The following is a 21,282-nucleotide window of genomic DNA, read 5'->3' as shown; positions in this document are numbered from 1 at the left end:
GCAGGCCGGGATCGAACGCGTCAGCTCAGCAACGCGGTCTGCTCCTGAATGATCTGTGCCAATAGGCCGGCAATGCGCTGCACCCTCGGCGAGCGGCGCAGGTCCGGATGGACGGTGAGCCATATGTCGCGCTGCATGGCGTCCAGGCCGCTGTCGAATTCGATCAGCGTGTCGTCGTTGCGCGCGATGAAATGCGGCAGGATGGTCAATCCCAATCCCGACCGGCAAGCCTGATGCAGGATGGCGAAGTCGCTGGCGGCCAGCACATACGGCGCATCGTCTGCGCATTGCGCCAGCCACGCGCGATGCGGACCGCCTTGCAGTGCGTCGCCATAGCCGATGTATTGCCGCCTGGTGCGCGCCACGCGTTTCCAGCGGCTGCTGCCGTAGAGGCCGTAGCCGGCGCTGCCGAGGCGGCGGGCCAGCAGGCCGGGTTCTTCCGGGCGCGACAGGCGCAGCGCCAGGTCGGCGTCGCGCCGGTGCAGGTTGGCGGCGCGGATTTCACCGACCAGGTCAAGCTGTATGCCTTGCCACTCTTTATGTTTCTCCGCCATCAGCGGCATCAGAAAATGGCTGGACAACGCCGGCGGCGCCGATAGCCGCACGGTGCCTTGCATGGCGGTCATGCCCTGGATGGCGCGGCCGAAGGCGTGGGCTTCCAGTTCGATGCGTTCCGCCGCTTCCAGCAAGGTCTTGCCTTCATCGGTCAGTTGCCAGCCGCGCGGCAGACGGTCGAACAAGCGCAGCCGGATCGCGGCTTCCAGCGCGCCGATACGGCGCGCCACCGTTGAATGCTCCACCGCCAGCAGACGCGCCGCTGCCGACAGGCTGCCGCCGCGCGCCAGGCAGAGGAAGTAGCGTACGTCATCCCAGGAGAGCTGTTCAAGAGCGAAAGGCGTTGACGGCGTGTTTGTCGATTTTTGCACAATGGCTGGGTGGAAATAGGGAATTCCGATTGATTTTGCACGAAGTTATTCTGAGCGTCCACTTCCTCTTTTTTCTACTCTTTCGATACGGAGCATGCACATGAGCGCGCAAGCAGTCACTTCCAGAGTCATCCAATTTTCGTCCTACGGCGACGCCACGCAGCTGGAGTTCACTTCGCGCACGCTGGCGCCGTTGGCGTCGGGCGCGGTGCGCGTGCGTCAGCACATCGCCGGCGTCAACTATGTGGACGTGTACTACCGTGTCGGACGCTATCCCTTGCCGTTGCCAGGCGTGCCGGGCGTGGAAGGCAGCGGCGTCATCGAAGCCGTCGGCGCCGGGGTGTCAACACTCAGAGTCGGCCAGCGCGTGGCGTGGGTTGCACGCAGTGGTGGCTATGCCGAGCATGTCGATCTCGACGCGGCGCGTGTGATCGTCTTGCCTGACGATGTGTCGCTGGAGCAGGGCGGCGCCGGTATGCTGCGCGCGATGACCGGCCATTTGCTGCTGAATCACTACGCGCGTCTGCAACGCGGTCAGACTGTGCTGGTGCATGCGGCGGCCGGTGGTCTGGGTTTGCTGCTGACGCAATGGGCCAAACGCATGGGCGCGCGCGTGATCGGCACCGTCAGCAGCGAAGACAAAGCTGCACTGGCGCATTCACGCGGACTGGATGTCGCGATCAACTATCGCAAGCAGGATTTTGCCGCCGCCGTGCGCGATCTTACCGGCGGCAAAGGTGCCGATCTTGTGATCGACGGCATCGGCGGTGCGCATGTCTTGCGCAGTATCGAGGCAACCCGCAGCGGCGGCATGACGATCAGCATCGGATCGATTTCCGGCGAAGGGGCGCCGGCAGAAGCGCTGCCGGCAGCGCAGGCGCGAGGCGTGTTGCTGGAGCGGCCCAGCATCCTGAGCTTTATCGGCGACCTGCAACAGTATCGCCTCGCAGCCGATGCCGCGGTGGCGCAACTGCAGGCGGGATTGCAGATCGACATTGCCGACCGCTTGCCGCTGCAAGAGGCTGCACAGGCGCACCGCCTGCTGGAGGCCGGTGCGGTGCAGGGCGCGCTATTGCTGACCTTGTAAGTTGATGCGTTGGGCGGTTGTCAGCGGCTGCGCGTCAGTCGCTGCACGCCGCGCCAGGTCGCTTGCGGCGACAGGCGGACCGGATGCTCGATCTGCGCTGCTTCGATGCAGAGCATGCGGGTCCAGTCTTCCGCCGGCATGTCGCCCAGTTGCGCCGCCTTGGCCGGACCGGGGTTCCAGATCACGCTGTCGGCGAATCCTTGCTGATCCAGCTGCAGGAAGGGTTGCTCGTCCTGCAACAGGGACAACGCCGCCGGCGCGGCGAAATAGATGTTGTCGGTCTCGTCGCTGATGCGCAGCGGCGTGGCGCCATGCACGGCTTCGCTGCCGCCGGCGACGGTGGTGTCGAGCACGCGCGTGCCTTCCAGCTGTGCAACGGCGGACTGGCGCACGTCGGGTGTGGCGAGGTAGGTATGCAGTGCGGCAGTGAAGTCGAAGGCGGCCTCGCCGGTATTGGTGGCGTTGAGTGCAACGCTGACCCAGCCAGCGCCCAGCTCCACCTGCAATTGCAGCAGGAAGCTGTGCGGCCACAGCGCACGCGTGCCATCGGTATCGGTGGCGACCAGGCGTACACAGGCGACGTCCTGATCGTCGCCGCTGATTACATCGCCGTCGACATGCCAGACCAGATTGCGCACCAGGCCATGTTTTGGCAGTGTGCCGCGGCCGGAGAATTGCGGGAAGCAGACCGGCACGCCGCCGCGGATTGACGCACCCGGTTTGACCGATGGCATCGGCGTGCAATAGAGATGCTCGCGTCCTTCAGCGGTTGTCCAGGAGAGCAGTTGCGCGCCGTACAGGCTGATGACGGCGCTGTCGCCCTGGGCATTGCGCAAATGCAGCAGGCCGGCGACATCGGGCAGGTGAGTAGTGGACACAGGAAATCTCCGTTGTATTGAAACCGCATTGAAACAGTATGTGAACTGTAAAGAGGCGTATTTTTACACATGCCCGGTTGTGATGCGGCGATGCTTGCCGTAGAGTGGCCGGGTTGTCACATTCACGCCAAGGAGATTCGCTTCATGATGAAGTTGCGCCATCTGTCTCTCATCCTCTCTTTCGCTCTGCCTCTTGCCTTGTCTTTTCCGGCTTCCTTCGCCTCGTCGCTGCCAACGCCGGTGCGTCCTCAGCCGCTGCAGCAGATGCCGCAGCCGCCCTCGCAGCAGTTGCAGCAGTCTTCTTCATCGGCGCCGTTGCCGCTGGTCAACAAGCAGATATTCACGCTGCCGTCCTACAAGACCGTCGCCGGTCAGGAAATCCGCGACGTGCGCGTCGGCTATGAAACCTACGGCAAACTCAACGACACAGGCGACAACGCCATCTTCATCGCCCATTTTTATTCAGGGACCTCGCACGCCGCAGGCAAGTACAAAGAGAGTGATGCCGCGCCCGGATACTGGGACAGCATCATCGGTCCCGGCAAGGCGATCGACACCGACAAGTTTTTTGTGATCAGCGCGGATACGCTGGTCAACATCAACGTCAAGGATCCGATGGTCACCACCACCGGTCCGGCATCGATCAGTCCTGCCACCGGCAAACCGTACGGCATGCATTTTCCGGTGGTGGCCATGCGTGACTCCGTGCGCGTTCACAAGCAGTTGCTCGACAAGCTAGGCGTGCATCAGCTGGCGGCGGCCATCGGGGCGTCGGGAGGATCGATTCAGGCGATGGAATGGGCCGCGCTGTATCCCGATTTCGTCAAGCGCGTGGTGCATGTGATCGGACCGGGATTTGAAATCAGTCCCTACGTGATCGCCTTGCTGGATGTCTGGTCGCTGCCGGTGCGGCTCGATTCGAAATGGAAGCAGGGCGATTACTACGGTAGCGGCGACCCGGATGACGGTGTCGCGGAAGCACTCAAGATCGTGACCGTGCAAACGCGTCATTGGGACTGGGCACAGGCCACCTTCGGCTATACGCCTGCGGATGCAGACAAGGCGCCGGGTGCGGCGATGGGCAATCTGTTCAAGATCGAGTCGGCGCTGGAAGCCGGTGCGCGGGCGCGCGCCAAGGTTGCGGACGGCAACAGCATCATCTACATGTCGAAGGCGAATCAGCTGTATCGCCTCACTGATGAAGAAGTGAAAGGCATCAAGGCCAAGATCCTGTTCATTCCAAGCTACAGCGACCTGGTGTTTCCGCCCAAGCTGTCGATGGAAGCGCTGCAGCGTTTCAAGAAACAGGGCGGCCAGGGCATGCTGTATCTGTTGCAGGGGCCGGGCGGACATCTGGAAGGCGTGCTTAACCTCGACAAGGCGGCCGGCGTGATCTCGCGCTTTCTGGCGACGCCGTAGCAGACATCCGGGCGCCGCGCGTCCTTACAAATCTTTAATCCGATTTACCTGAAATGGCGCTCCGGCCTGTTCTTGTCTGCGCTCTGAATGGCTATGATGAAGACAGAATTATTCATCGAAATTTTCAAGGAGCCTGCCATGAGCGTTTCATCCGTTTCCTCTTCGTATTCCAATGCGCTGTACGACAACATCTATGTACCGGTAAAAAATGCCGTCGCCAAAGTGGGCGATGAAATCAGCGACGCCGTCGACTCGACTGTGGACACCGTGAAGTCGGCCGCCCACACCGTGGCTGACGATGTCTCCGCCGGCTGGAAATCCATCGGCAACATCATCGACACATCGGCCTGATGTCGCGGACGCAGGGCCGCAATCATTGATGGTTGATCGTCGATTGCTGGCTGCCATTCTGTACGTGCCGTAATTCACAAATAATTTTCATCATTCGTGCCGGGGTCATAGGGGGCGTGCGTTTGCACCCTCTCTGGCGCATCTTCGGCATGCAGATGGATATTCGCAGGGAGATGATTTCTGTATCATGGCCGTTCCATTGCCTTGAGGAAATCGTATGAACATCATCTCCCGCCGCTCTCTCCGCGCCACCTGTATCGCCTCCGGCGTTGCCGTCGCCATGCTGGCGTCGTCGTCTCTTTTTGCTGCCGATGCGCCGACCGGCGCGCAAGCTGCCACGGCTGCCAAAGCCACCTTCAAGGAATGGACGGAAGTGCTGGCCATCCCGAACGACTCCGTCGTGGCGGCCGATATCCAACGCAACACGGCATGGTTCGAACAGGCCTTCCAGCGTCGCGGCTTCCGCACACAGCAATTGGCCAATGACGGCCGTCCGATGCTGTTTGCCGAGCTGCCGGGCAACAAGGCAGGCAAGCCGACCGTATTGTTTTACGCGCATCTCGACGGCCAGGCGGTGACACCGTCCGAATGGCAACAGGAAAGCCCCTGGAAGCCGACGCTCAAGCAACGCAACGCTGCCGGCCAATGGGAAGCGCTTCCTATCGATCAGCTCTACACCGCCAATCCGAATCCGGAATGGCGTTTGTTCGGCCGCGCATCTGCTGACGACAAGGCGCCGATCATGATGATGCTGGCCGCCTTCGATGCGCTCAAGACCAACGGCGCCGCGCCGGCGGTGAACGTCAAGATCATCCTCGATTCGGAAGAAGAAAAAGGTTCGCCCTCGCTGGGCAAGGTGATCAGCGAGCATCAGGCGCTGCTGAAGTCCGACCTGCTGGTGGTACTAGACGGTCCCATGCACGCCAGCAATCTGCCGACACTGGTGTTCGGCAACCGCGGTGTGGCCCAGGCCACGCTAAAGGTGTTCGGCCCGCGCCAGGACAGCCACAGCGGACACTACGGCAACTACGCCGCCAATCCGGCGCAGACCATGGCGCGCCTGCTGGCTTCGATGAAGGACGATGACGGCCGCGTGACGGTCGCCGGCTACTATGATGCCGTCAAGCTGGACGACGAATCGCGCCGCATCATGCGCGCCGTGCCGGACGACGAAGTCGCTCTGCGCAAGCGCCTTGGCATCGCCCAGGCCGAGAAGGTCGGACAGAACTACCAGGAAGCCATGCAATACCCGACCCTGAACGTGCGCGGCCTGCAGTCCGCCGATGTCGGCGCCAAGGCGCGCACCATCGTGCCGGGCGTGGCGATTGCCGAACTCGACCTGCGCACCGTGCCTGAGACCGATCCGCAAGTCTTGCTGGGTTTGCTGAAGTCGCACATCGAGAAGCAGGGATTCCATCTGGTCAAGGGCGAGCCGACCGATGACGATCGCGCCCGCTACGCCAAGCTCGCTTCGCTGGACTACGCGCAAGTCTCCGCATCCAGCATGGCGGTGCGCACCGACCTGGCTTCGCCGATCGGCAAATGGCTGCGCAGCTCGTTCAACAAGACCTACGGCAAGGATCCGGTACAGATCCGCATGATGGGCGGCACCGTGCCGACCGGCGCCATGGTCGGCGCGCTGAAGATTCCGTTCGTGATCGTGCCGCTGGTCAATGCCGACAACAACCAGCACAGCGCCAACGAGAACATGCGTCTCGGGAATTACATCGACGGCGTGCGCACCCTGACCGGCATCCTGACCGAGCCGTTTGAGCCTTTCCAGGGCAAGTAATTGACGTGAAGTTTAGTAAAGTTGCAACACGCCAGCGAAGAACAGGCGTGTTGCGCTAGAATCCCCTGAAGAACAAATAGTTAAATACACACTTCGGGGGGATTTCATTTTGCACGTCGAAGCTCAGATCGTTAATGCTTTCATTGATGGCGCCCTTGGCGGCAATCCCGCAGGCGTAGTGCTCGACGCGAATAATCTGACGGCAAACCAGAAGCTGCACATTTCCCGCAAGCTGGGTTTGTCCGAGACGGCATTTGTTTCCGCCTCGCAAAGCGCCACCATCAAACTCGAATTTTTCACCCCGACACGCCAGATCGCGCATTGCGGCCACGCCACCATCGCGACGTTCTCCCTGCTGCGCAAGCTGGGCATGGTCGGCGAAGGCATGCTGTCGAAGGAAACCATCGACGGCAACCGCAACATCCTGATCGATGGCGACATGGTCTACATGGAACAGCGCGCGCCGGAGTATCGCGACATTCCCGCCAGCTCGCCTTTCACCGCACGGATTGCGGCATCGCTGGGCGTAGCGCCCGGGCAGTTTCACAGCATGCTGGTGCCGGCGCTGGTCAATACCAGCAATACCTTCCTGGTGCTGCCGTTTCCGGACGAACAGACGGTTTCCACGCTGCGTCCCGATTTCAAACTGATCGAAGCCATCAGCAATGAGCTGGATGTGATCGGCTACTACGCATTCTCCGACATGACGACAGTCAGCGGACGGCATGCCGGCGTACGCATGTTCGCGCCGCGCTTCGGCATCCCGGAGGAGTCGGCAACCGGTACGGCAGCCGGGCCGCTGGCCTGTTATCTGCGCGACTACGCCGGTGTCAGGGACGCCGAGATCATTATCGAACAGGGCTATCTGATGCAGCCGCCGTCACCCAGCGTCATCAAGGTCAAACTGTCCGTCGCCGACGGCAGGATCCACCATCTGATGGCCGGCGGGACGGCCAAGGCGACGCGCCTGATCAAACTGGACGTCTGATTCCCGGATACCGGGAACGGCAAGGCAAGAGCTAGCGAGCCGGCAAATCTGAGGCAAGAAAGCAGCGGGGGGCGACCATGGTCACCCCCCGCTTTGTTTTGCACAGAATATTCTGCTTTTACTTGTGTTCGACCTGGAACATCAATCCCTGCTGGATGATCTCCGCTGACATCAGCTTGTCGCCGACGACTTCCGTCATGCGCTGGCCGGGGTTGTTCAGGGCGTTGTTGACCAGGCGTTTGATCAGGTCCGGCAGCTTTTTCTTATCGCCGTCGGTGACCAGGCGGCCGGTGGCTTCTGCACACAGGAAAAATTCCGCCCGCGCACCTTCGCTGCGATTGGAAAGCAGCACGCCCACCGTCTTCAGGTCGCCGTCTTTGGCCAGACTGCCCATCATGGATGTCTGCGCCGGACCGACCTGAGTCTGGAAGGTGTGTTTTTCGCCGCCGTTGTGCAACTGAGTGACGTCGATGGTGTAGAGCGGCGCCATACGGCCGGCGCCCTCATCGTTGCGGTCTTCCAGTACATCGGCGATGGCGCGGTTGAACTTGGTCGCGAACAGGCTTGGGGAGATGCCCAGCGATTGTTCAGCAGCCGCCTGTGCCGCCAGTTTGTCGTCGACCGAATGGTCGCAGGCGGTCAGGAGAGAAAAAGGAAGCAGCAGCGACAGCACGACGCGGACGATGTGTTTGTTCATGATTCCCCCCTTATTTGTTTGAATTTTTAACATGGAGTTGTTTCTGGTTTGTGTCAATTATGTTGTAAAGATGCCGCGAAAGCATTGCGGAAAAAATAAGCATTCTTGATCGTATGTGATATCTTCGCACGGTCGTACGCCAAGCTGGCAAAGCTTTTCCGCCCGGCAAGACTGTACGCAACGTCTGGCATCACCTGACGCAACCTCAAGCATACTCAAAAATACAGGACATTGTTTCCTGTAGTAAATATTTTTTCTCCGGCGTGGCATGGGACGTGCTCACCCGTAAGGTCGACTTTTGACAAAAACTTCGGATTGGGAACAAGCATGCGTGCGTTAAACAAATTGAAAATCGGGGTACGCCTCGGCCTGGGATTCGGGCTGCTGGTGTTCATGTTGTCGGCCATGGCAGTGTTTGCTCTGCTGCGTCTGGAAGGGATTCTGGACACCGTCAAGTACGGCGACAAAGTACAGGCGGAAAAACTGCAGCCTTTGTACAACGCACGCGAAGCGCTGGATCAGACCGGCCTGGCGGCACGCAATGCCTTCATTTTTACCGACAACGCCGAGGCGATGAAGGAACTGGCGATTGTCGACGAGCAAAAGGCGATTTACCTTGATACGTTGAAAGCCATGGCGCCGGCATTCAAGGGCGACGCCGATTTCGACAAGGTGAGTGCCGGTCTGCTGGCGATGGCCGAAGAACTGAAACGTCCGCGTAAATATCGCGAGGCGGGGCAGATGCAGGAATATGGCGATTTCCTCGTCAAGGAATGCAGTCCGCTGCGTCGCCAGATCGTGCGTGACATCAACGTCGTCATCAGGCAGACCGAACAGCGCGTAGCCGAAGCGGGCGCCGCTTCCGACAGCTTGTTTGACCGTTCGATCGCCTGGATCATCGGCATGACCGTCATTGCCGTGCTGATCGGCATCGTCGTCGCGGTGGTGATCACGCGCGGCTTGTTGAAGCAGCTCGGCGGCGAGCCCGACTATGCGGTGGAAATCGCCGACCACATCGCCAAAGGCGACCTCGCCATCGAGATCAACACCAAGAGCAGCGATCAGGGCAGCCTGCTGATGTCGATGAAAGAAATGCGCGACAACCTGGCGCATATCGTCGGCCAGATCCGCGAAGGCGCACATACGATAGCTTCTGCATCGAGCCAGATTGCCTCCGGCAACGCCGACCTCTCGGCGCGCACGGAAGAACAAGCCGGCTCGCTGGAAGAAACGGCATCGGCCATGGAAGAGCTGACCGCGACGGTCCAGCGCAACGCGGACAATGCGCACCAGGCCAACGCGCTCGGTGCGACCGCATCGTCGGTGGCGGTGAAGGGCGGCAGCGTGGTCGGCCAGGTGGTGGAAACCATGGGCTCCATCAATGAATCCTCGCGCAAGATCGTCGACATCATCAGCGTGATCGACAGCATCGCCTTCCAGACCAATATCCTCGCACTGAACGCGGCGGTGGAAGCCGCGCGCGCCGGCGAACAAGGCCGCGGTTTCGCTGTCGTGGCAAGTGAAGTGCGCAGCCTGGCGCAACGTTCCGCCACCGCCGCCAAGGAAATCAAGGAACTGATCGCCGATTCCGTGAACAAGGTCGCCAGCGGCACCGAGCTGGTCGAACTCGCGGGCAGCACGATGGATGACGTAGTCGCCAGCGTCAAGCGCGTAACCGGCATCGTCGAGGAAATCAGTGTCGCCAGCCAGGAGCAGCATCAGGGCATCGTGCAGGTCAGCGGTGCGATCAATCAGATGGATGAAGTCACGCAGCACAATGCGGCGCTGGTTGAGCAAGCCGCCGCCGCAGCCCGCTCCCTGCAGGAGCAGGCCGAGAGCCTGACGCGCGCGGTCAGCCTGTTCAAGTTGTCGCATGGCCATGGCGCATCGATGGTGGTCCGAAGCGTGGACGGCGCCGTGCTCAATGCGGTTGAGCTGCCGATGATTTCCGGCGGATCGCGTCTGGCCATTGCGCACAACGACGGCAAGCGCAACGTCAAGCTGTTGCCGCACTGATCCCTGTCGTCATCGTGGCGCAATGAATAAAAGCCGCAGCGTTTGCGAGAAACGTTGCGGCTTTTTCATGTGCGCTTTACGGGCGCGCTTCAGACTACGTCAGTCGCAGCGCAAACCTGATTGCGCCCCTGTTTTTTCGCCATGTAAAGCGCCTGATCGGCCTGGCGGATCAAGGTGTCGGGCAGGTCTTCGGCCCGCACAGGCATGAGGGCGTCAATACCGGCGCTGACAGTGACATTGCCGACCGGATTGCCGGCATGCGCAATCTTGAGTGCATCGATGGTCTGGCGCAGTTTCTCGGCGATTTTTACGGCTGCTGCGAGATTGGTGTCTGGCAGCAGCACCGCCAGTTCTTCTCCGCCATAGCGCGCGGCCAGATCGCCGCTGCGGCGCTGCACGTTCTTTACGGCGCGCCCGATCTGGCGCAGGCATTCGTCGCCGGCGGCGTGGCCGTAGATGTCGTTGTATTGCTTGAAGCGATCGACATCGATCATGATCAGCGCCAGCGAACTGGCATTGCGCGTCGCGCGGCTGAGTTCTTCCTGCAGCGCCAGATCGAAATGGCGCCGGTTGGCCAGACCGGTCAGCCCGTCTTCCAATGCCAGCCGCTGCAAGGTGGCGTTGAGTTCGTTGAGCGAGTCGCGCGCCTCGCGCAGCGAGATTTCGGTGAGCGCGCGCAATCTGATTTGCCGCACCAGCCGCCATCCCAGCAACGCCAGCGTCAGCACCAGCACCCCGATCCCGCAGGCATGCATGATGGTGTCGGCGACCCAGCCCGATAACGCCTCCTGCTTCGACAACGCCACGAAAACATACAGCGGGTAGTGCTGCAAATGATCGTAGGCGGTGAGCCGGACCTTATTGTCGATCGGCGATCTGAACGTGACCAGCCCGGACGATTTCTTGGTGACGTGGTCGCGAAAGATAGGCGTGTCGATCATGGTCTTGCCGACGTATTGTTCGTATAGCGGACGCCGCACCAGCACGGTTCCCTTGTTCATGCCGAGAAAAACCACGCCTTCCTTGCCGATGTCGAAGGTCTCGTAAAAGGTCTTGAAGTATTCCAGATCGAGCGCCGCCATGATGACGCCTGCGAAGCTGCCGTCCGGGTGATTAAGGCGGCGCGACACTGTAATGACCCATGAGCCGGTGGTGCGGTTTTTGATCAGCGGGCCGATATGGGCGTCGCGGCCGGGATTGTCGCGGTGAAACATGAAGTATTCGCGATCGGATACGTCCTGCGGCACGTATAGCGGTGTGGAGTCGACCAGAGAGCGGCCGTGTTCGTCATACGCGAAGTAGGCATGGATTTGCGGCAGCGCATTGGCATTCTGTCCCATCAGCGTTGCAAGGTTTCGCTGCCCTTTCGCGCCGCTTCCTTCGGATTCGATCAATTTGACCATGCCGATCAGAGAGACATCGGCTGATTTGATCGCATCGTCGGCGTGGCGTTGCAGAGCGCGCGATATGTTGGTGACAGCGATGTTGGTGTCGTCAATTTGCTGCTTGCGGGCCACGCCCAACTGAATCAGGTCGACGACGATAAACAGGCCGCACACCAGCAGGATGAAACCGATCGCGAGGTTGGCGACCGAGGCCGGCTTTCTCACGGCTTCTTCACGTGACGGCTCCGCCGGCGCAACGGTCATGGCGCCTGTGTCTGTCGTACTCATTGTCGCGTACCTATCATTGCGCTCCCTCGACGGCAACAGCAGGACAAAAAAACTCAGAGAACCGAACTGCAATCCAAAGAAGTTTAACGCACCGCGACACAGAGTTCGCAGGAAAATAAACCGGTTTCCGGATCCGTGCGCGAACCCGGCACATAACGTTCAAAACTGGGCCGCGCGTCGAACTGCAATTGCTGCCCGGGGACCCATTGCCCGCACATGTCCATCCAGGCCCGACCGATGTCGCGCGCATGGCCGCGGAAATCCGCCACCGCATAGCGTCCGCCCGGCAGCGCGGTCAGCTGGGCCGCGCCGGTGGCGACAAAGCCGGCCGGCACTTGCACGCAAGCGTCATAGCGGCATTGTTCGGGCGGCGTGGTCGCAGGGTCATCCAATCCGATGCCATAGCAGGTCGGACCGTCGAGGTGATTGGTTTGCAGCCAGGGAATGAACGTGTCGCGCCAGAAGTCGCCCAGCGCAGGGCCGTAAGGGCCGGTGTAGCGCAGGAAAGCAACTTTGACCGGTGGCAAATCAACAATGCGCAAGTTCATGTTTCACTCCCGTGACGAGTTGGAGCGCACATCATACTCGAAGTCAATTTCGGGTTTTGCGGAGATAGTCACAAGCAGCCACTGGCGCATGCGCACGTACATCACGCCGGCAAGAAGGTGGCACGGCGGCAGAACGGCGGCAGAATCAATGCCGGTATTTACGCTGCGCCGGCAGCAGCATATCCAGCAGCATCGCGAACGCATTGGCGCCATGGCGCGCATGCTGTTTCTTGTTTTCGAACATGCGCGCGTCGGCGCGTTGCATCAGTTCACCGATGGAGTGCATCGCACCGCCGGCATGGCTATCCGCGTACCCGACGCTGTAATGCAATTTGTAGCCGCGCTTGCTGCTACGGTTGTGCTGCCTGATCGCCTTGTCGAGAAAGCGCAGCGCGACGTCCGCCTGTTGTTGATTGGTATTGGGCAACAGCACGGCGAATTCGTCGCCGCCCAGGCGGCCGATGATGTCGGACTGGCGGAAGCTGCGAGTGAGAATGGCGCCGAAATCCTGCAGCGCGCGGTCGCCTTCGGCATGGCCGAACTGATCGTTGATTTGCTTGAACAGGTCGAGATCGAAGTAGAACAGCGAGACCGGTTTGTCGAGACGCTTGCACAGGCTCAGCGCCTGCTCCGCCATCGATTCGAAACCGCGGCGGTTTGGCACGCGGGTCAGCTCATCGATGGTCGCCAGTTCCATGGCAAATAATTCCTGCTCAGCCATCTTCGCCAGATCGAGCAACAGGGCCTGGTCGTCGTCGTTGAAGGCGCGCGGCTGATTGTCGATCAGGCACAGCGTGCCGAGCTGATCGCCGTTGCCCACGCGAATCGGGCAACCCGCATAAAAGCGCACGCTGGCATCGCCCATCAGCGGATGATCCTGAAAGCGATCGTCCAGCACCGTATCGGGCACCACCAGCATTTCGGCGGTTGCCGCGGTGCGCGGAATGGCGGAATGATCCGATTTCGACGGCAGCCACTGGCGATGCGTGTCGACCAGGCTGACGAACGCCACCGGCACGTTGAACAGGCGCTTGGCCAGACGCGTGAGACGCTCAAAGCGCATTTCCGCCGAGGATGCGAACAGGCCGAATGCATGCAATGCGTTCACTTGATAAAAATCACGCGGCGACATTTCAGGCATCTTCATGGCTTGTACTCGATTCATGGCAACGGGCTAATAAAACTTCTTCGCGGCAAGAATGTATGCAACATTCTGCGTCGGAGGTAATCCCGGTAACGACAGCAATGCCGTTTTCTGAAGCGAGGCGCGTCAAATTTACACTTGTAGCGCAAGCATGTTCTGGGGGAAATATTGGCGAGCGGAAACCACTTGCCTTAACGGCAAGCAGCTGCGTTCGCATAGGCGCGGAGTGATATGGCGAGTGTCAATCCGGCACGAACTGCGCCAGCACCGCACAGGCTTCTTCTGCCATCAGCGGTCCTTCGACGGTCATGGCGGGGCTGGTGTTGGCCAGCACGTCGGCGCTGCGCATCGGCAGTTGCGGGCCGCCCAGCGCCGTGCCGATTTGCGCTGTCGAGGCGGCATACACCACGCGCTTGATTTCGGCCCAGAACATCGCGCCGCTGCACATCGCGCAAGGCTCGCCGCTGGCATAGACAGTCGCGCCGCGCAGCGCCCGAAGGCCAAGTTGCTTTTGCGCGGTGCGCACCAGCACCATTTCGGCATGGCCGGTGCAATCGGCGGCGCTGTTCTGATTGTTGGCGGCGACCAGCAAAATCTCGCCCTGCGGCGACACCAGCGTCGCCCCGAAAGGCATATCACCGTCCGCAAGAGCTTCCGCAGATGCCTCAATTGCCAGGCGCATGGCTTTAACGTCACTATCGTTGAATGTCATTTTTTTATTCTCACATTTCGTCGATCGGAGTGGAGCTGGCCTGCGCCTTCTCCAGCGAAAACCGCTCGCTGGTCTTGACGTAAAAACTGGCGCCGAAACGGCCCACCGGGTGGTAGTCCTGCAACCGCACGCGCCACAGTTCGGTGTCCACCAGGCCGTCGCGCGCTGCGAGCCATTGTACGCGTCCGATAAAAATGTAGCGACTGGCGGTCTCCAGTTTTTCATGCAGCACGCATTCAAAGGCGACCGGCGCTTCGGCGATGCGCGGCGGCTTGACGCTTTGCGACGGCACCGCATGCAGCCCGGCGTGCGCCAGCTCGCTCACATCGGAGGGCAGCCGGTCGCCGCAGGCATGCATTTGTTCGCACATGGCTTCGTCGGTCAGATGCACGACGAACTCTCCGGTTCTGAGAATGTTGGCGGCAGTGTCTTTCAGATTGCCGTCGTGCAAGCGATTGATGCTGACCATCACGATCGGCGGATCTTCGCCGAGCATGTTGAACATGCTGAACGGTGCGGCGTTGATGGTGCCGTCTTCGCCCAGTGTGGTGATCAGTGCAATCGGCCGCGGCACGATCAGGCTCGCCATCAGTTTGTAGCGCTGATACACACCCAGTTCGGAGAAATCGATTTCAGTCATGGCGATGCTTTCTTAAGGTTGCTTGCCCTGTATGCCTTCTACGTACCACTTCATGGTCCACAGTTCGGATTCGGGCACGGACTTGCCGGCGGCCACCTGTACCTGGCCGGCCTGATTATTGATCGGGCCGGCGAACGGTTGCAGCGTGCCGGCGACGATGGCCTTGCGGCGCTGTTCGACCAGCGCGACGACATCCTTGGGCAGAGCGGGATTGAGCGGCGCCAGCTGCACGATGCCTTCCTTCATGCCCCATTTGGTGTCTTCCGATTTCCATTTGCCTTCCAGCACCTGGCGCACCTTGTGAACGTAGTACACGCCCCAGTTCAATACATTGCCGGTGAGATGCGCGTTGGGACCGAAGCGCGTCATGTCGGAATCCTGGCCGAAGGCGTACAGGTTGCGGCTCTGCGCCACCTGCACCGCGGCCGGCGAGTCGGTGTTCTGGTACAGCGTGTCGACGCCTTGCGCGATCAAGGTCTGCGCCGCATCGCGTTCCAGGCCCGGGTCGTACCAGGCGTTGATCCAGACCACCTTGGCGGTGACCTTGGGATTGACGCTGCGCGCACCGAGCACGAAGGCATCCAGATTGCGGATCACTTCCGGGATCGGAATCGGTGCGACATAGCCCAGTGTGTTGGTCTTGGTCATGCGGCCGGCAATCGTGCCGAGCAGATAAGCGCCTTCATAGAAACGTGTCTGATAGATGCCGACGTTGCGTGCGGTCTTGTAACCGGAACAGTGTTCGAAGATGACGTCGGGATATTCCGCCGCCACCTTGATGACCGGATTCATGAAGCCGAAGGACGTCGCGAAGATCATCTTGCAGCCGTCATCGATCAGCTGGCGCATGACGCGTTCGGCTTCCGGCGTTTCGGGCACGCGCTCCACGAAGACGGTTTCAACGCGGGCGCCGAATTCGCGTTCCAGCATGCGGCGGCCGAGGTCGTGCTGGAACGACCAGCCGATATCGGCCACCGGGCCGGAATAGATAAAGCCGATTTTCAGGCGCGGCGCAGGGCTGGTCGCGGCCATGACCGGTGCAGACAGCGCGGACAGCGAAGAGAGGGCGGCAGCGCCCGAGGCGAAAAGAAAGTCACGGCGTTTCATGGCTACAAGGCTCCTTACATGGATGGACAATGGTCAGGGCAGAGTGCATTACGGTCGCCCTTAAATTGTATACATGCAAGTTAAATGCCAGCCTTTTAAATTAATTAAGTATTTGATTTATATATAAATAATATATTTTATTAAATTGTATACATTTGTTTATTTTGGCGCAATCAAAGACGAATCCGCACCATGCGCGGGCAAACGGCAAAATTCTGGTGCGTTTGAAACAAGGAGAAGAAAGAGACTGAAAAAGATGCGACGCGGAAGATGGGAGGCGGTTGAGCGGGAGAAACTCAGGCGGGAAGTTGCAGGCGTGCTTCCAGCGCCAGCAAGTGCTTGTCCATTTCATCAGCCGCGCCGTGGCCGTCGCGCAAGGACAGCAGTTCGACGAGGCGGGCGTGTTCGTCGTGTTCGCAACTGGCTTCGCCGGGTGCTTCGTACAAGGCGACGATCAAGGAGCAGCGCGTCATCAGTTCGGTCAGCATGCGCTGCAGGACCTGGTTGCCGGACAACTCCGCCAGCGCCAGATGAAAGCCGCCGGCCAGCGCCACCCAGCGCGGATGATCCTGATCGTGCAAGGCGTCGTGTTCGGCGCGCAGCCGTTGCTTGAGTTTTTCGATATCGCCGTGCTCGATGCGGCGCGCCACCTCGCGCACGATGGCGCCTTCGATGGCGCGGCGCGCAGCAAAAACGTCGCGGGTTTCCTTGGGACTCGGTGTCGCGACGGCCGCGCCCTTGTTGGCGACGATGTCGACGATCTGGACTTCGGACAAGCGGCGCAAAGCCTGGCGCACGACGGTGCGGCTGACGCCGAACTGTTCGCACAAGGCCGCTTCCTGCAAACGCGTGCCGGGTTTCAGACGGCCATGCATTACGCCGTTGAAGAGCGCGTCATAGACGGTCTGGTCAAGGCTTTCGGCAGTGTCGGCGCTGCGTTGAGGTTTCATGAAGGTGCAAACGTAGTCAGATCAGTTCAGATGCGCGGGCTCAGCAAGCCGCCCGAAGTCGCCCGTATGATAACTGCAATGTTCTTGCTGCGGGAATGCACATCAGCGCACTTTATGAGCGCACCTTGTAAACAGCGCCGCCCATGCCGTCAGCCGAGAATTGCATCTGCACCGTACGCTCGGCGCCGCAGAAGAAAACGTGCCAGTCTTCCGTCCATGTTCCTTTGACCGGATAGGTTCCCGCCACCAGCGGCTGCTTGAGCGGCAGCCAGACGGCATCGCCCACGGTGCTGACGTCTTTGATGGACATCAGCCGAAAGTCCTTGCACTGCGTTGCGTTCGGCGTGCCGCTGCGTTCCGATGCCAGCGCCGCGCCCGTCATGACTGTCGGGACTGCATCGGCAACCACCTTGGGCGCTGCGCGAGTCGGTCCCAGCGTATCGACTTGCTGCGCCAGTGCGAGATATTTTTGATAGTCCGCCGGCAGGTTGGGGATACCGTCAAGCAGCGTGCGGATTTGCTTGGTCGTGCCGGCGCCGCTTTGCTCCAGCAACAGTGTCGCCAGCATCAGTCGCGCCGGCAGATAACCAGCGGCAGCAGCGCCGGCGAGACCGTCGATGGCTTCGATCTGATCGCCGCGTTCGGCAATGCTGCGACGGGCGATGGCGTTGTACTTGCGGTCGTCTGCCTTGCCGTTGACCATGAACTGGTTGGCGGGATCGAGTGAGTAAGCCTGCCACAATCCATAGCCGGCGCGCTGGTCACCGCCGGCGACAGCTTTGCGCGTCCACGCACGCGCCTCGGTGAAATTGACCGGCAGGCCATTGCCGGGCAGGTTGAGGTTGCCGTAAATCGCGGCACAGGTCGGTTCGCCGCCTTCGGCGCATTCGCGGGCGAGCCTGGCGCCTTGCACGACGTCGCGGGCGGTGCCCTGGCCGCGCAGTGTCATCAGTGTGAGGAAGGATTTTGCGCGATTGTCGCCTTGCGCGGATAACTGTGAAAACTCGCGATAGGCGGCATCGTATTTCTGCTCGCCGTAAGCCTTCATTGCACTATTGATGTCGGCATGCGCGGACAGGGCGCAGAGGCTCAACAGCGTGCCGCATGCAGCGGCGATCTTGAGGGACGGCTTCATTCTATTTCCTGAACAGGGTGGATCATGGTCATTGCTCTGCATCTGGTGTCTGATCTTGCTTGATCTCAGGCTTGATCTGACGCTATGCGGCAGTTTGGAGTTGCGATCGCCGCGGGCGTTCAATACTCGGTGTACTTGCGCGACTGGCCTTTGACTTTATCGACCGGATATTTCTCGCGATTGAGCTGCATCTTTTCGATCACGGCGTCATACAGATCGACATCGACACGGTCCGCCAGACGGATCAGATACACCAGCGTGTCGGCCAGTTCATGGCGGATGCCGGTACGTTGCCTGTCGTCGAGTTCATGGTCTTCACCGGTCTTGAGCCACTGGAAGTGCTCGACCAGTTCAGCCACCTCGACCGACAAGGCCATGGCCAGATTTTTAGGCGTGTGAAACTGCTGCCAGTCGCGCTCCTCGGCGAACTGGCGCACGATGTCGCGCAGAGCGGTGAGGTCGGAGGCGGGGGAGGAGTCGCTCATGAGGTCGGGGCAGAAGAGGGCAAAAGCAGACTATAGCCGATTGCCCGGCCGACGGTGAACTCAGCGGCGCATCTCAGGATGCAGGCAGATCGCCTGCATGCCAGCACGGCGAGTGTGCCGGCGGACAAAGGTCTGTCAGGGAAGATGTTTGGGACGGTAAAGACATCGCCGCATGCTCTTTACAATTGGTAAGACCTTTTTACCTTCTAATCGGTATCTCGTATAATCGGACTTCCCCAAAGGCAAGAACAACATAAGCGCCAAGGGGCAGATGGCCGGTTGCAAATAGCAGGTAGCAGCGTGACATGTCCATCTGACAACAATCCAATATTGAGGAGACAATATGGCTTACGCCAACGTAGCCGGGATCGCCGACGCCGATACAGACATCGGCAAACGCGTCATCAGCAAGCTGCATCGCAAGATCGTCTGGTACTGCTTTTTCCTGTTCATGATCAATTACCTGGATCGCGTCAACGTCGGTTTCGCCGCGTTGACCATGAACGCCGACCTCGGCCTGAGCGCCAAGGTCTACGGCCTGGGCGCGGGGATCTTTTTCCTCGGCTACATCGCCTTTGAAATCCCCAGCAACATGATCCTGCACAAAGTCGGTCCGCGCATCTGGATCGCCCGTATCATGGTCACCTGGGGCATCGTCGGCTGCGCCATGGCCGCCATTGAAGGACCGTTGAGCTTCTATTCATTACGCTTCCTGCTCGGTCTGGCCGAGGCAGGTTTTGCGCCGGGCGTGCTGCTCTACATGACTTACTGGTTCCCGAAGAAAGAACGTGGCAAAGCCGTCGCCGGGTTCATGCTGGCGACCGTGCTGTCGTCGGTGGTCGGCGCGCCGCTGTCGGGTTATCTGCTGAGTTCCACCCACGGCTGGTACGGCCTGTCGGGCTGGCAATGGATGTTTGTCCTGGAAGGCCTGCCTGCCATCATCATGGGCGTGGTCACCTTGTTCTATCTGGTCGATCGTCCTGAGCAAGGCAAGTGGCTGGACAACGATGAGCGTCGCTGGCTGACTTCCACGCTGGCCGCCGAACAGGCCGATAACGCACCGCATGCTCAGCATGAATTCCGCGAAATCTTCCGCGACAAGCGCATGTGGATTCTGACGCTGATCTATATGTTCAACGCGGTGGCGATTTATGGCGTGGTGTTGTGGCTGCCGCAAATCGTCAAGAGTCTGGGCGGTCTCAACAACTTTCAGACCGGTATCGTGTCGGCGATTCCGTTTATCTGCGCGGCGGTCGGCCTGGTGCTGGTGGCGCGCAGCTCGGATCGCACCGGTGAGCGCAAGATGCACACCGCCTGCGCCGGTCTGTGCGGCGGCGTGTTCCTCGCGGCCAGCGCACTGGTGTCGTCGCCTGTCGTCGGTCTGATTCTGATCTGCATTGCGGCGATGGGTTTGTGGGCCACGCTGGGCGTGTTCTGGACCTTGCCGACGCAATTCCTGACCGGCGCGGCTGCGGCCGGCGGCATTGCGATGATCAACGGCTTCGCGCAGATCGGCGGCTTCATCGGCCCCTATCTGGTCGGCTGGATCCGCGAAACCACGCAAAGCTTCTCGATGGCCTTGCTGGTGCTGGCGGTGAGTCCGATGATCGGTTTCGTGCTGTGCGCATCGCTCAAGTTCAAGAACGACCGCGCTGCTGACTGAAGCCGGATTGACTCAGCCTATTTGAAGAACCTGCGCCGCCCTCATGCCGATGGCGGCGCAATTTTTTGCAGGAAGCCTCATGACACAAGCACTCTCTCTGGCTGCACGTCTGCGCCAGCCCGGCATCATCGTCGCTCCCGGCTGCCATGATGCACTCGGCGCCAAAATTTATGAGCAGGCCGGTTTCGAAGCCGTCTACATGACCGGCAATGGTTTATCCGCAAGCCTGCTGGGTGCGCCTGACATCGGTTTGCTCGGCATGAGCGAGATGGTCGAGCGCGGACGCGCTTTCGCCAGTGCGGTGCAGGTACCGGTGATTGCCGATGCCGATACCGGCTACGGCAATCTCAACAACGTCGTGCGCACCGTGCAAAACTACGAAGCCGCCGGCGTGCAGGCGATCCATCTCGAAGACCAGGTCACCCCCAAGAAATGCGGCGCCATGAAAGGTCTGGCGCTGATCTCCAAAGAAGAGCATGCAGAAAAAATCCGTATCGCCGTGGCAACGCGCAAGAGCAAAGACTTTCTGATCATCGGCCGTTCCGATGCGCGCATTCCGCTCGGACTGGAAGAAGCCATCGCACGCGGCCAGGCATACGCTGAAGCCGGCGCCGATCTGGTGCTGCTGGAAATGCTGCAGTTCGAAGATGAAATGCGCCAGGCCATCGCCGCCATCGATGCGCCGCTGATGTTCAACGCCGTCGACGGCAAGACGCCTCCGCTCACCGCCGCGCAGTTCGGCGCGCTGGGGTTTCGCGTGCTCAGTTTCCCGATCTCGGCGACGCTGGCCTATGCCCACATGATGCAGCGCTTCGCACAACATATCCGTACTACCGGCAGCGCCTTCGGTGCACCGTCGGGAGCGATCTCGATTGCCGACTACGAGGCCGTGCTGGAGATCGGGTGCTATCAATAAACGGGCTGCCATGTCCGGTCAGCCGGCAGTCAGATTGGGGAATGGGGCTGAATTTCCGCCGTATTCGTCAAAACGCCCTTGTCCGATTCTGCGACACTGCGGATTGGCATTTTCATCGAATTCCCCCGCAGACGTAGAACGCACGCAACGCACAA

At 60.4% G+C, this 21,282-nt stretch carries 20 protein-coding genes; 8 read left to right on the top strand and 12 right to left on the bottom strand.

The window, feature by feature from the left end:
* Positions 1-20: 20 nt before the first annotated feature.
* Positions 21-926 carry a LysR family transcriptional regulator gene (locus AC1RN6_RS14675; protein ID WP_493006176.1) on the bottom strand — a complete coding sequence of 302 codons (906 nt, stop codon included), beginning with the start codon at positions 924-926 and terminating at the stop codon, positions 21-23.
* 100 nt (positions 927-1,026) lie between these two features.
* On the opposite strand from AC1RN6_RS14675, the gene AC1RN6_RS14670 reads away from it, so the two are divergent.
* Positions 1,027-2,013, top strand: a complete 987-nt coding sequence (locus AC1RN6_RS14670) for a quinone oxidoreductase family protein (protein ID WP_493006175.1) — start codon at positions 1,027-1,029, stop codon at positions 2,011-2,013.
* 20 nt (positions 2,014-2,033) lie between these two features.
* Here the strand turns inward: AC1RN6_RS14670 and AC1RN6_RS14665 are convergent, their stop codons facing one another.
* Positions 2,034-2,891, bottom strand: coding sequence for a D-hexose-6-phosphate mutarotase (locus tag AC1RN6_RS14665; protein WP_493006174.1), 858 nt, complete (start codon positions 2,889-2,891; stop codon positions 2,034-2,036).
* Positions 2,892-3,035: 144 nt separating this feature from the next.
* Between AC1RN6_RS14665 and AC1RN6_RS14660 the strand changes: the two genes are divergently transcribed.
* The 4 genes from AC1RN6_RS14660 (at position 3,036) to AC1RN6_RS14645 (ending at position 7,441) form a co-directional block, all read left to right on the top strand.
* Positions 3,036-4,310: an E22 family MetX-like putative esterase gene (locus AC1RN6_RS14660; protein ID WP_493006173.1), complete on the top strand. Its 1,275-nt coding sequence runs from the start codon at positions 3,036-3,038 to the stop codon at positions 4,308-4,310.
* A gap of 138 nt (positions 4,311-4,448) precedes the next feature.
* Positions 4,449-4,661, top strand: a complete 213-nt coding sequence (locus AC1RN6_RS14655; RefSeq protein ID WP_493006172.1) for a protamine P1 domain containing protein — start codon at positions 4,449-4,451, stop codon at positions 4,659-4,661.
* A 217-nt stretch (positions 4,662-4,878) separates the two neighbouring features.
* Complete coding sequence (locus AC1RN6_RS14650; protein WP_493006171.1) at positions 4,879-6,453, top strand: M20/M25/M40 family metallo-hydrolase; 1,575 nt, start codon at positions 4,879-4,881, stop codon at positions 6,451-6,453.
* Between the two features lie 109 nt (positions 6,454-6,562).
* Positions 6,563-7,441, top strand: coding sequence for a PhzF family phenazine biosynthesis protein (locus tag AC1RN6_RS14645; protein ID WP_493006170.1), 879 nt, complete (start codon positions 6,563-6,565; stop codon positions 7,439-7,441).
* 118 nt (positions 7,442-7,559) lie between these two features.
* On the opposite strand, the gene AC1RN6_RS14640 is transcribed toward AC1RN6_RS14645, so the two are convergent.
* The gene (locus AC1RN6_RS14640; RefSeq protein WP_493006169.1) at positions 7,560-8,138 is read right to left on the bottom strand and encodes an aldehyde dehydrogenase; all 579 of its coding nucleotides are present in this window, start codon (positions 8,136-8,138) and stop codon (positions 7,560-7,562) included.
* A 327-nt stretch (positions 8,139-8,465) separates the two neighbouring features.
* Between AC1RN6_RS14640 and AC1RN6_RS14635 the strand changes: the two genes are divergently transcribed.
* A complete protein-coding gene (locus AC1RN6_RS14635; RefSeq protein ID WP_493006168.1) occupies positions 8,466-10,154 on the top strand; it encodes a methyl-accepting chemotaxis protein in 1,689 nt (562 codons plus the stop codon).
* 89 nt (positions 10,155-10,243) lie between these two features.
* Here the strand turns inward: AC1RN6_RS14635 and AC1RN6_RS14630 are convergent, their stop codons facing one another.
* From AC1RN6_RS14630 to AC1RN6_RS14590, 9 genes are all read right to left on the bottom strand, one after another.
* The gene (locus AC1RN6_RS14630) at positions 10,244-11,827 is read right to left on the bottom strand and encodes a sensor domain-containing diguanylate cyclase (protein ID WP_493006167.1); all 1,584 of its coding nucleotides are present in this window, start codon (positions 11,825-11,827) and stop codon (positions 10,244-10,246) included.
* 83 nt (positions 11,828-11,910) lie between these two features.
* The gene (locus AC1RN6_RS14625; protein WP_493006166.1) at positions 11,911-12,375 is read right to left on the bottom strand and encodes an AraC family transcriptional regulator; all 465 of its coding nucleotides are present in this window, start codon (positions 12,373-12,375) and stop codon (positions 11,911-11,913) included.
* Between the two features lie 145 nt (positions 12,376-12,520).
* Positions 12,521-13,522, bottom strand: coding sequence for a sensor domain-containing diguanylate cyclase (locus AC1RN6_RS14620; protein ID WP_493006165.1), 1,002 nt, complete (start codon positions 13,520-13,522; stop codon positions 12,521-12,523).
* Between the two features lie 238 nt (positions 13,523-13,760).
* Positions 13,761-14,231 (bottom strand): nucleoside deaminase, encoded by a 471-nt coding sequence (locus tag AC1RN6_RS14615; RefSeq protein ID WP_493006164.1) that lies wholly within the window; start codon positions 14,229-14,231, stop codon positions 13,761-13,763.
* Positions 14,232-14,241: 10 nt separating this feature from the next.
* Positions 14,242-14,871: a flavin reductase family protein gene (locus AC1RN6_RS14610; protein ID WP_408170029.1), complete on the bottom strand. Its 630-nt coding sequence runs from the start codon at positions 14,869-14,871 to the stop codon at positions 14,242-14,244.
* A gap of 12 nt (positions 14,872-14,883) precedes the next feature.
* Positions 14,884-15,978 (bottom strand): BMP family ABC transporter substrate-binding protein, encoded by a 1,095-nt coding sequence (locus AC1RN6_RS14605; RefSeq protein ID WP_493006163.1) that lies wholly within the window; start codon positions 15,976-15,978, stop codon positions 14,884-14,886.
* 296 nt (positions 15,979-16,274) lie between these two features.
* Positions 16,275-16,928, bottom strand: a complete 654-nt coding sequence (locus AC1RN6_RS14600) for a GntR family transcriptional regulator (protein WP_493006162.1) — start codon at positions 16,926-16,928, stop codon at positions 16,275-16,277.
* A gap of 112 nt (positions 16,929-17,040) precedes the next feature.
* Positions 17,041-18,063 carry a tetratricopeptide repeat protein gene (locus AC1RN6_RS14595; protein WP_493006161.1) on the bottom strand — a complete coding sequence of 341 codons (1,023 nt, stop codon included), beginning with the start codon at positions 18,061-18,063 and terminating at the stop codon, positions 17,041-17,043.
* Positions 18,064-18,182: 119 nt separating this feature from the next.
* Entirely contained in the window at positions 18,183-18,548 is a 366-nt protein-coding gene (locus AC1RN6_RS14590; RefSeq protein ID WP_493006160.1) for a nucleotide pyrophosphohydrolase, read from the bottom strand.
* 343 nt (positions 18,549-18,891) lie between these two features.
* Here AC1RN6_RS14590 and AC1RN6_RS14585 point away from each other — a divergent pair, with 343 nt between their 5' ends.
* Both AC1RN6_RS14585 and AC1RN6_RS14580 read left to right on the top strand, forming a co-directional pair.
* Positions 18,892-20,211, top strand: coding sequence for an MFS transporter (locus tag AC1RN6_RS14585; RefSeq protein ID WP_493006159.1), 1,320 nt, complete (start codon positions 18,892-18,894; stop codon positions 20,209-20,211).
* 79 nt (positions 20,212-20,290) lie between these two features.
* Positions 20,291-21,127: an isocitrate lyase/PEP mutase family protein gene (locus AC1RN6_RS14580; RefSeq protein WP_493006158.1), complete on the top strand. Its 837-nt coding sequence runs from the start codon at positions 20,291-20,293 to the stop codon at positions 21,125-21,127.
* Positions 21,128-21,282: the final 155 nt, after the last annotated feature.

Source organism: Herbaspirillum sp. GW822-FHT03A08, from assembly GCF_058801885.1.
Note: the sequence above shows the minus strand (reverse complement) of the source record. Positions and strands in the feature narration are given on the sequence as shown.

Bases quoted from the DNA above. Each gene is read 5' to 3' on its own strand.
- AC1RN6_RS14660 (WP_493006173.1), top strand. From the start codon at position 3,036: ATGATGAAGTTGCGCCATCTGTCTCTCATCCTCTCTTTCGCTCTGCCT.
- AC1RN6_RS14595 (WP_493006161.1), bottom strand. From the start codon at position 18,063: ATGAAGCCGTCCCTCAAGATCGCCGCTGCATGCGGCACGCTGTTGAGC.
- AC1RN6_RS14620 (WP_493006165.1), bottom strand. From the start codon at position 13,522: ATGAAGATGCCTGAAATGTCGCCGCGTGATTTTTATCAAGTGAACGCA.
- AC1RN6_RS14625 (WP_493006166.1), bottom strand. From the start codon at position 12,375: ATGAACTTGCGCATTGTTGATTTGCCACCGGTCAAAGTTGCTTTCCTG.
- AC1RN6_RS14610 (WP_408170029.1), bottom strand. From the start codon at position 14,871: ATGACTGAAATCGATTTCTCCGAACTGGGTGTGTATCAGCGCTACAAA.
- AC1RN6_RS14630 (WP_493006167.1), bottom strand. From the start codon at position 11,827: ATGAGTACGACAGACACAGGCGCCATGACCGTTGCGCCGGCGGAGCCG.
- AC1RN6_RS14635 (WP_493006168.1), top strand. From the start codon at position 8,466: ATGCGTGCGTTAAACAAATTGAAAATCGGGGTACGCCTCGGCCTGGGA.
- AC1RN6_RS14585 (WP_493006159.1), top strand. From the start codon at position 18,892: ATGGCTTACGCCAACGTAGCCGGGATCGCCGACGCCGATACAGACATC.
- AC1RN6_RS14590 (WP_493006160.1), bottom strand. From the start codon at position 18,548: ATGAGCGACTCCTCCCCCGCCTCCGACCTCACCGCTCTGCGCGACATC.
- AC1RN6_RS14580 (WP_493006158.1), top strand. From the start codon at position 20,291: ATGACACAAGCACTCTCTCTGGCTGCACGTCTGCGCCAGCCCGGCATC.
- AC1RN6_RS14600 (WP_493006162.1), bottom strand. From the start codon at position 16,928: ATGAAACCTCAACGCAGCGCCGACACTGCCGAAAGCCTTGACCAGACC.
- AC1RN6_RS14615 (WP_493006164.1), bottom strand. From the start codon at position 14,231: ATGACATTCAACGATAGTGACGTTAAAGCCATGCGCCTGGCAATTGAG.
- AC1RN6_RS14650 (WP_493006171.1), top strand. From the start codon at position 4,879: ATGAACATCATCTCCCGCCGCTCTCTCCGCGCCACCTGTATCGCCTCC.
- AC1RN6_RS14605 (WP_493006163.1), bottom strand. From the start codon at position 15,978: ATGAAACGCCGTGACTTTCTTTTCGCCTCGGGCGCTGCCGCCCTCTCT.
- AC1RN6_RS14670 (WP_493006175.1), top strand. From the start codon at position 1,027: ATGAGCGCGCAAGCAGTCACTTCCAGAGTCATCCAATTTTCGTCCTAC.
- AC1RN6_RS14655 (WP_493006172.1), top strand. From the start codon at position 4,449: ATGAGCGTTTCATCCGTTTCCTCTTCGTATTCCAATGCGCTGTACGAC.
- AC1RN6_RS14640 (WP_493006169.1), bottom strand. From the start codon at position 8,138: ATGAACAAACACATCGTCCGCGTCGTGCTGTCGCTGCTGCTTCCTTTT.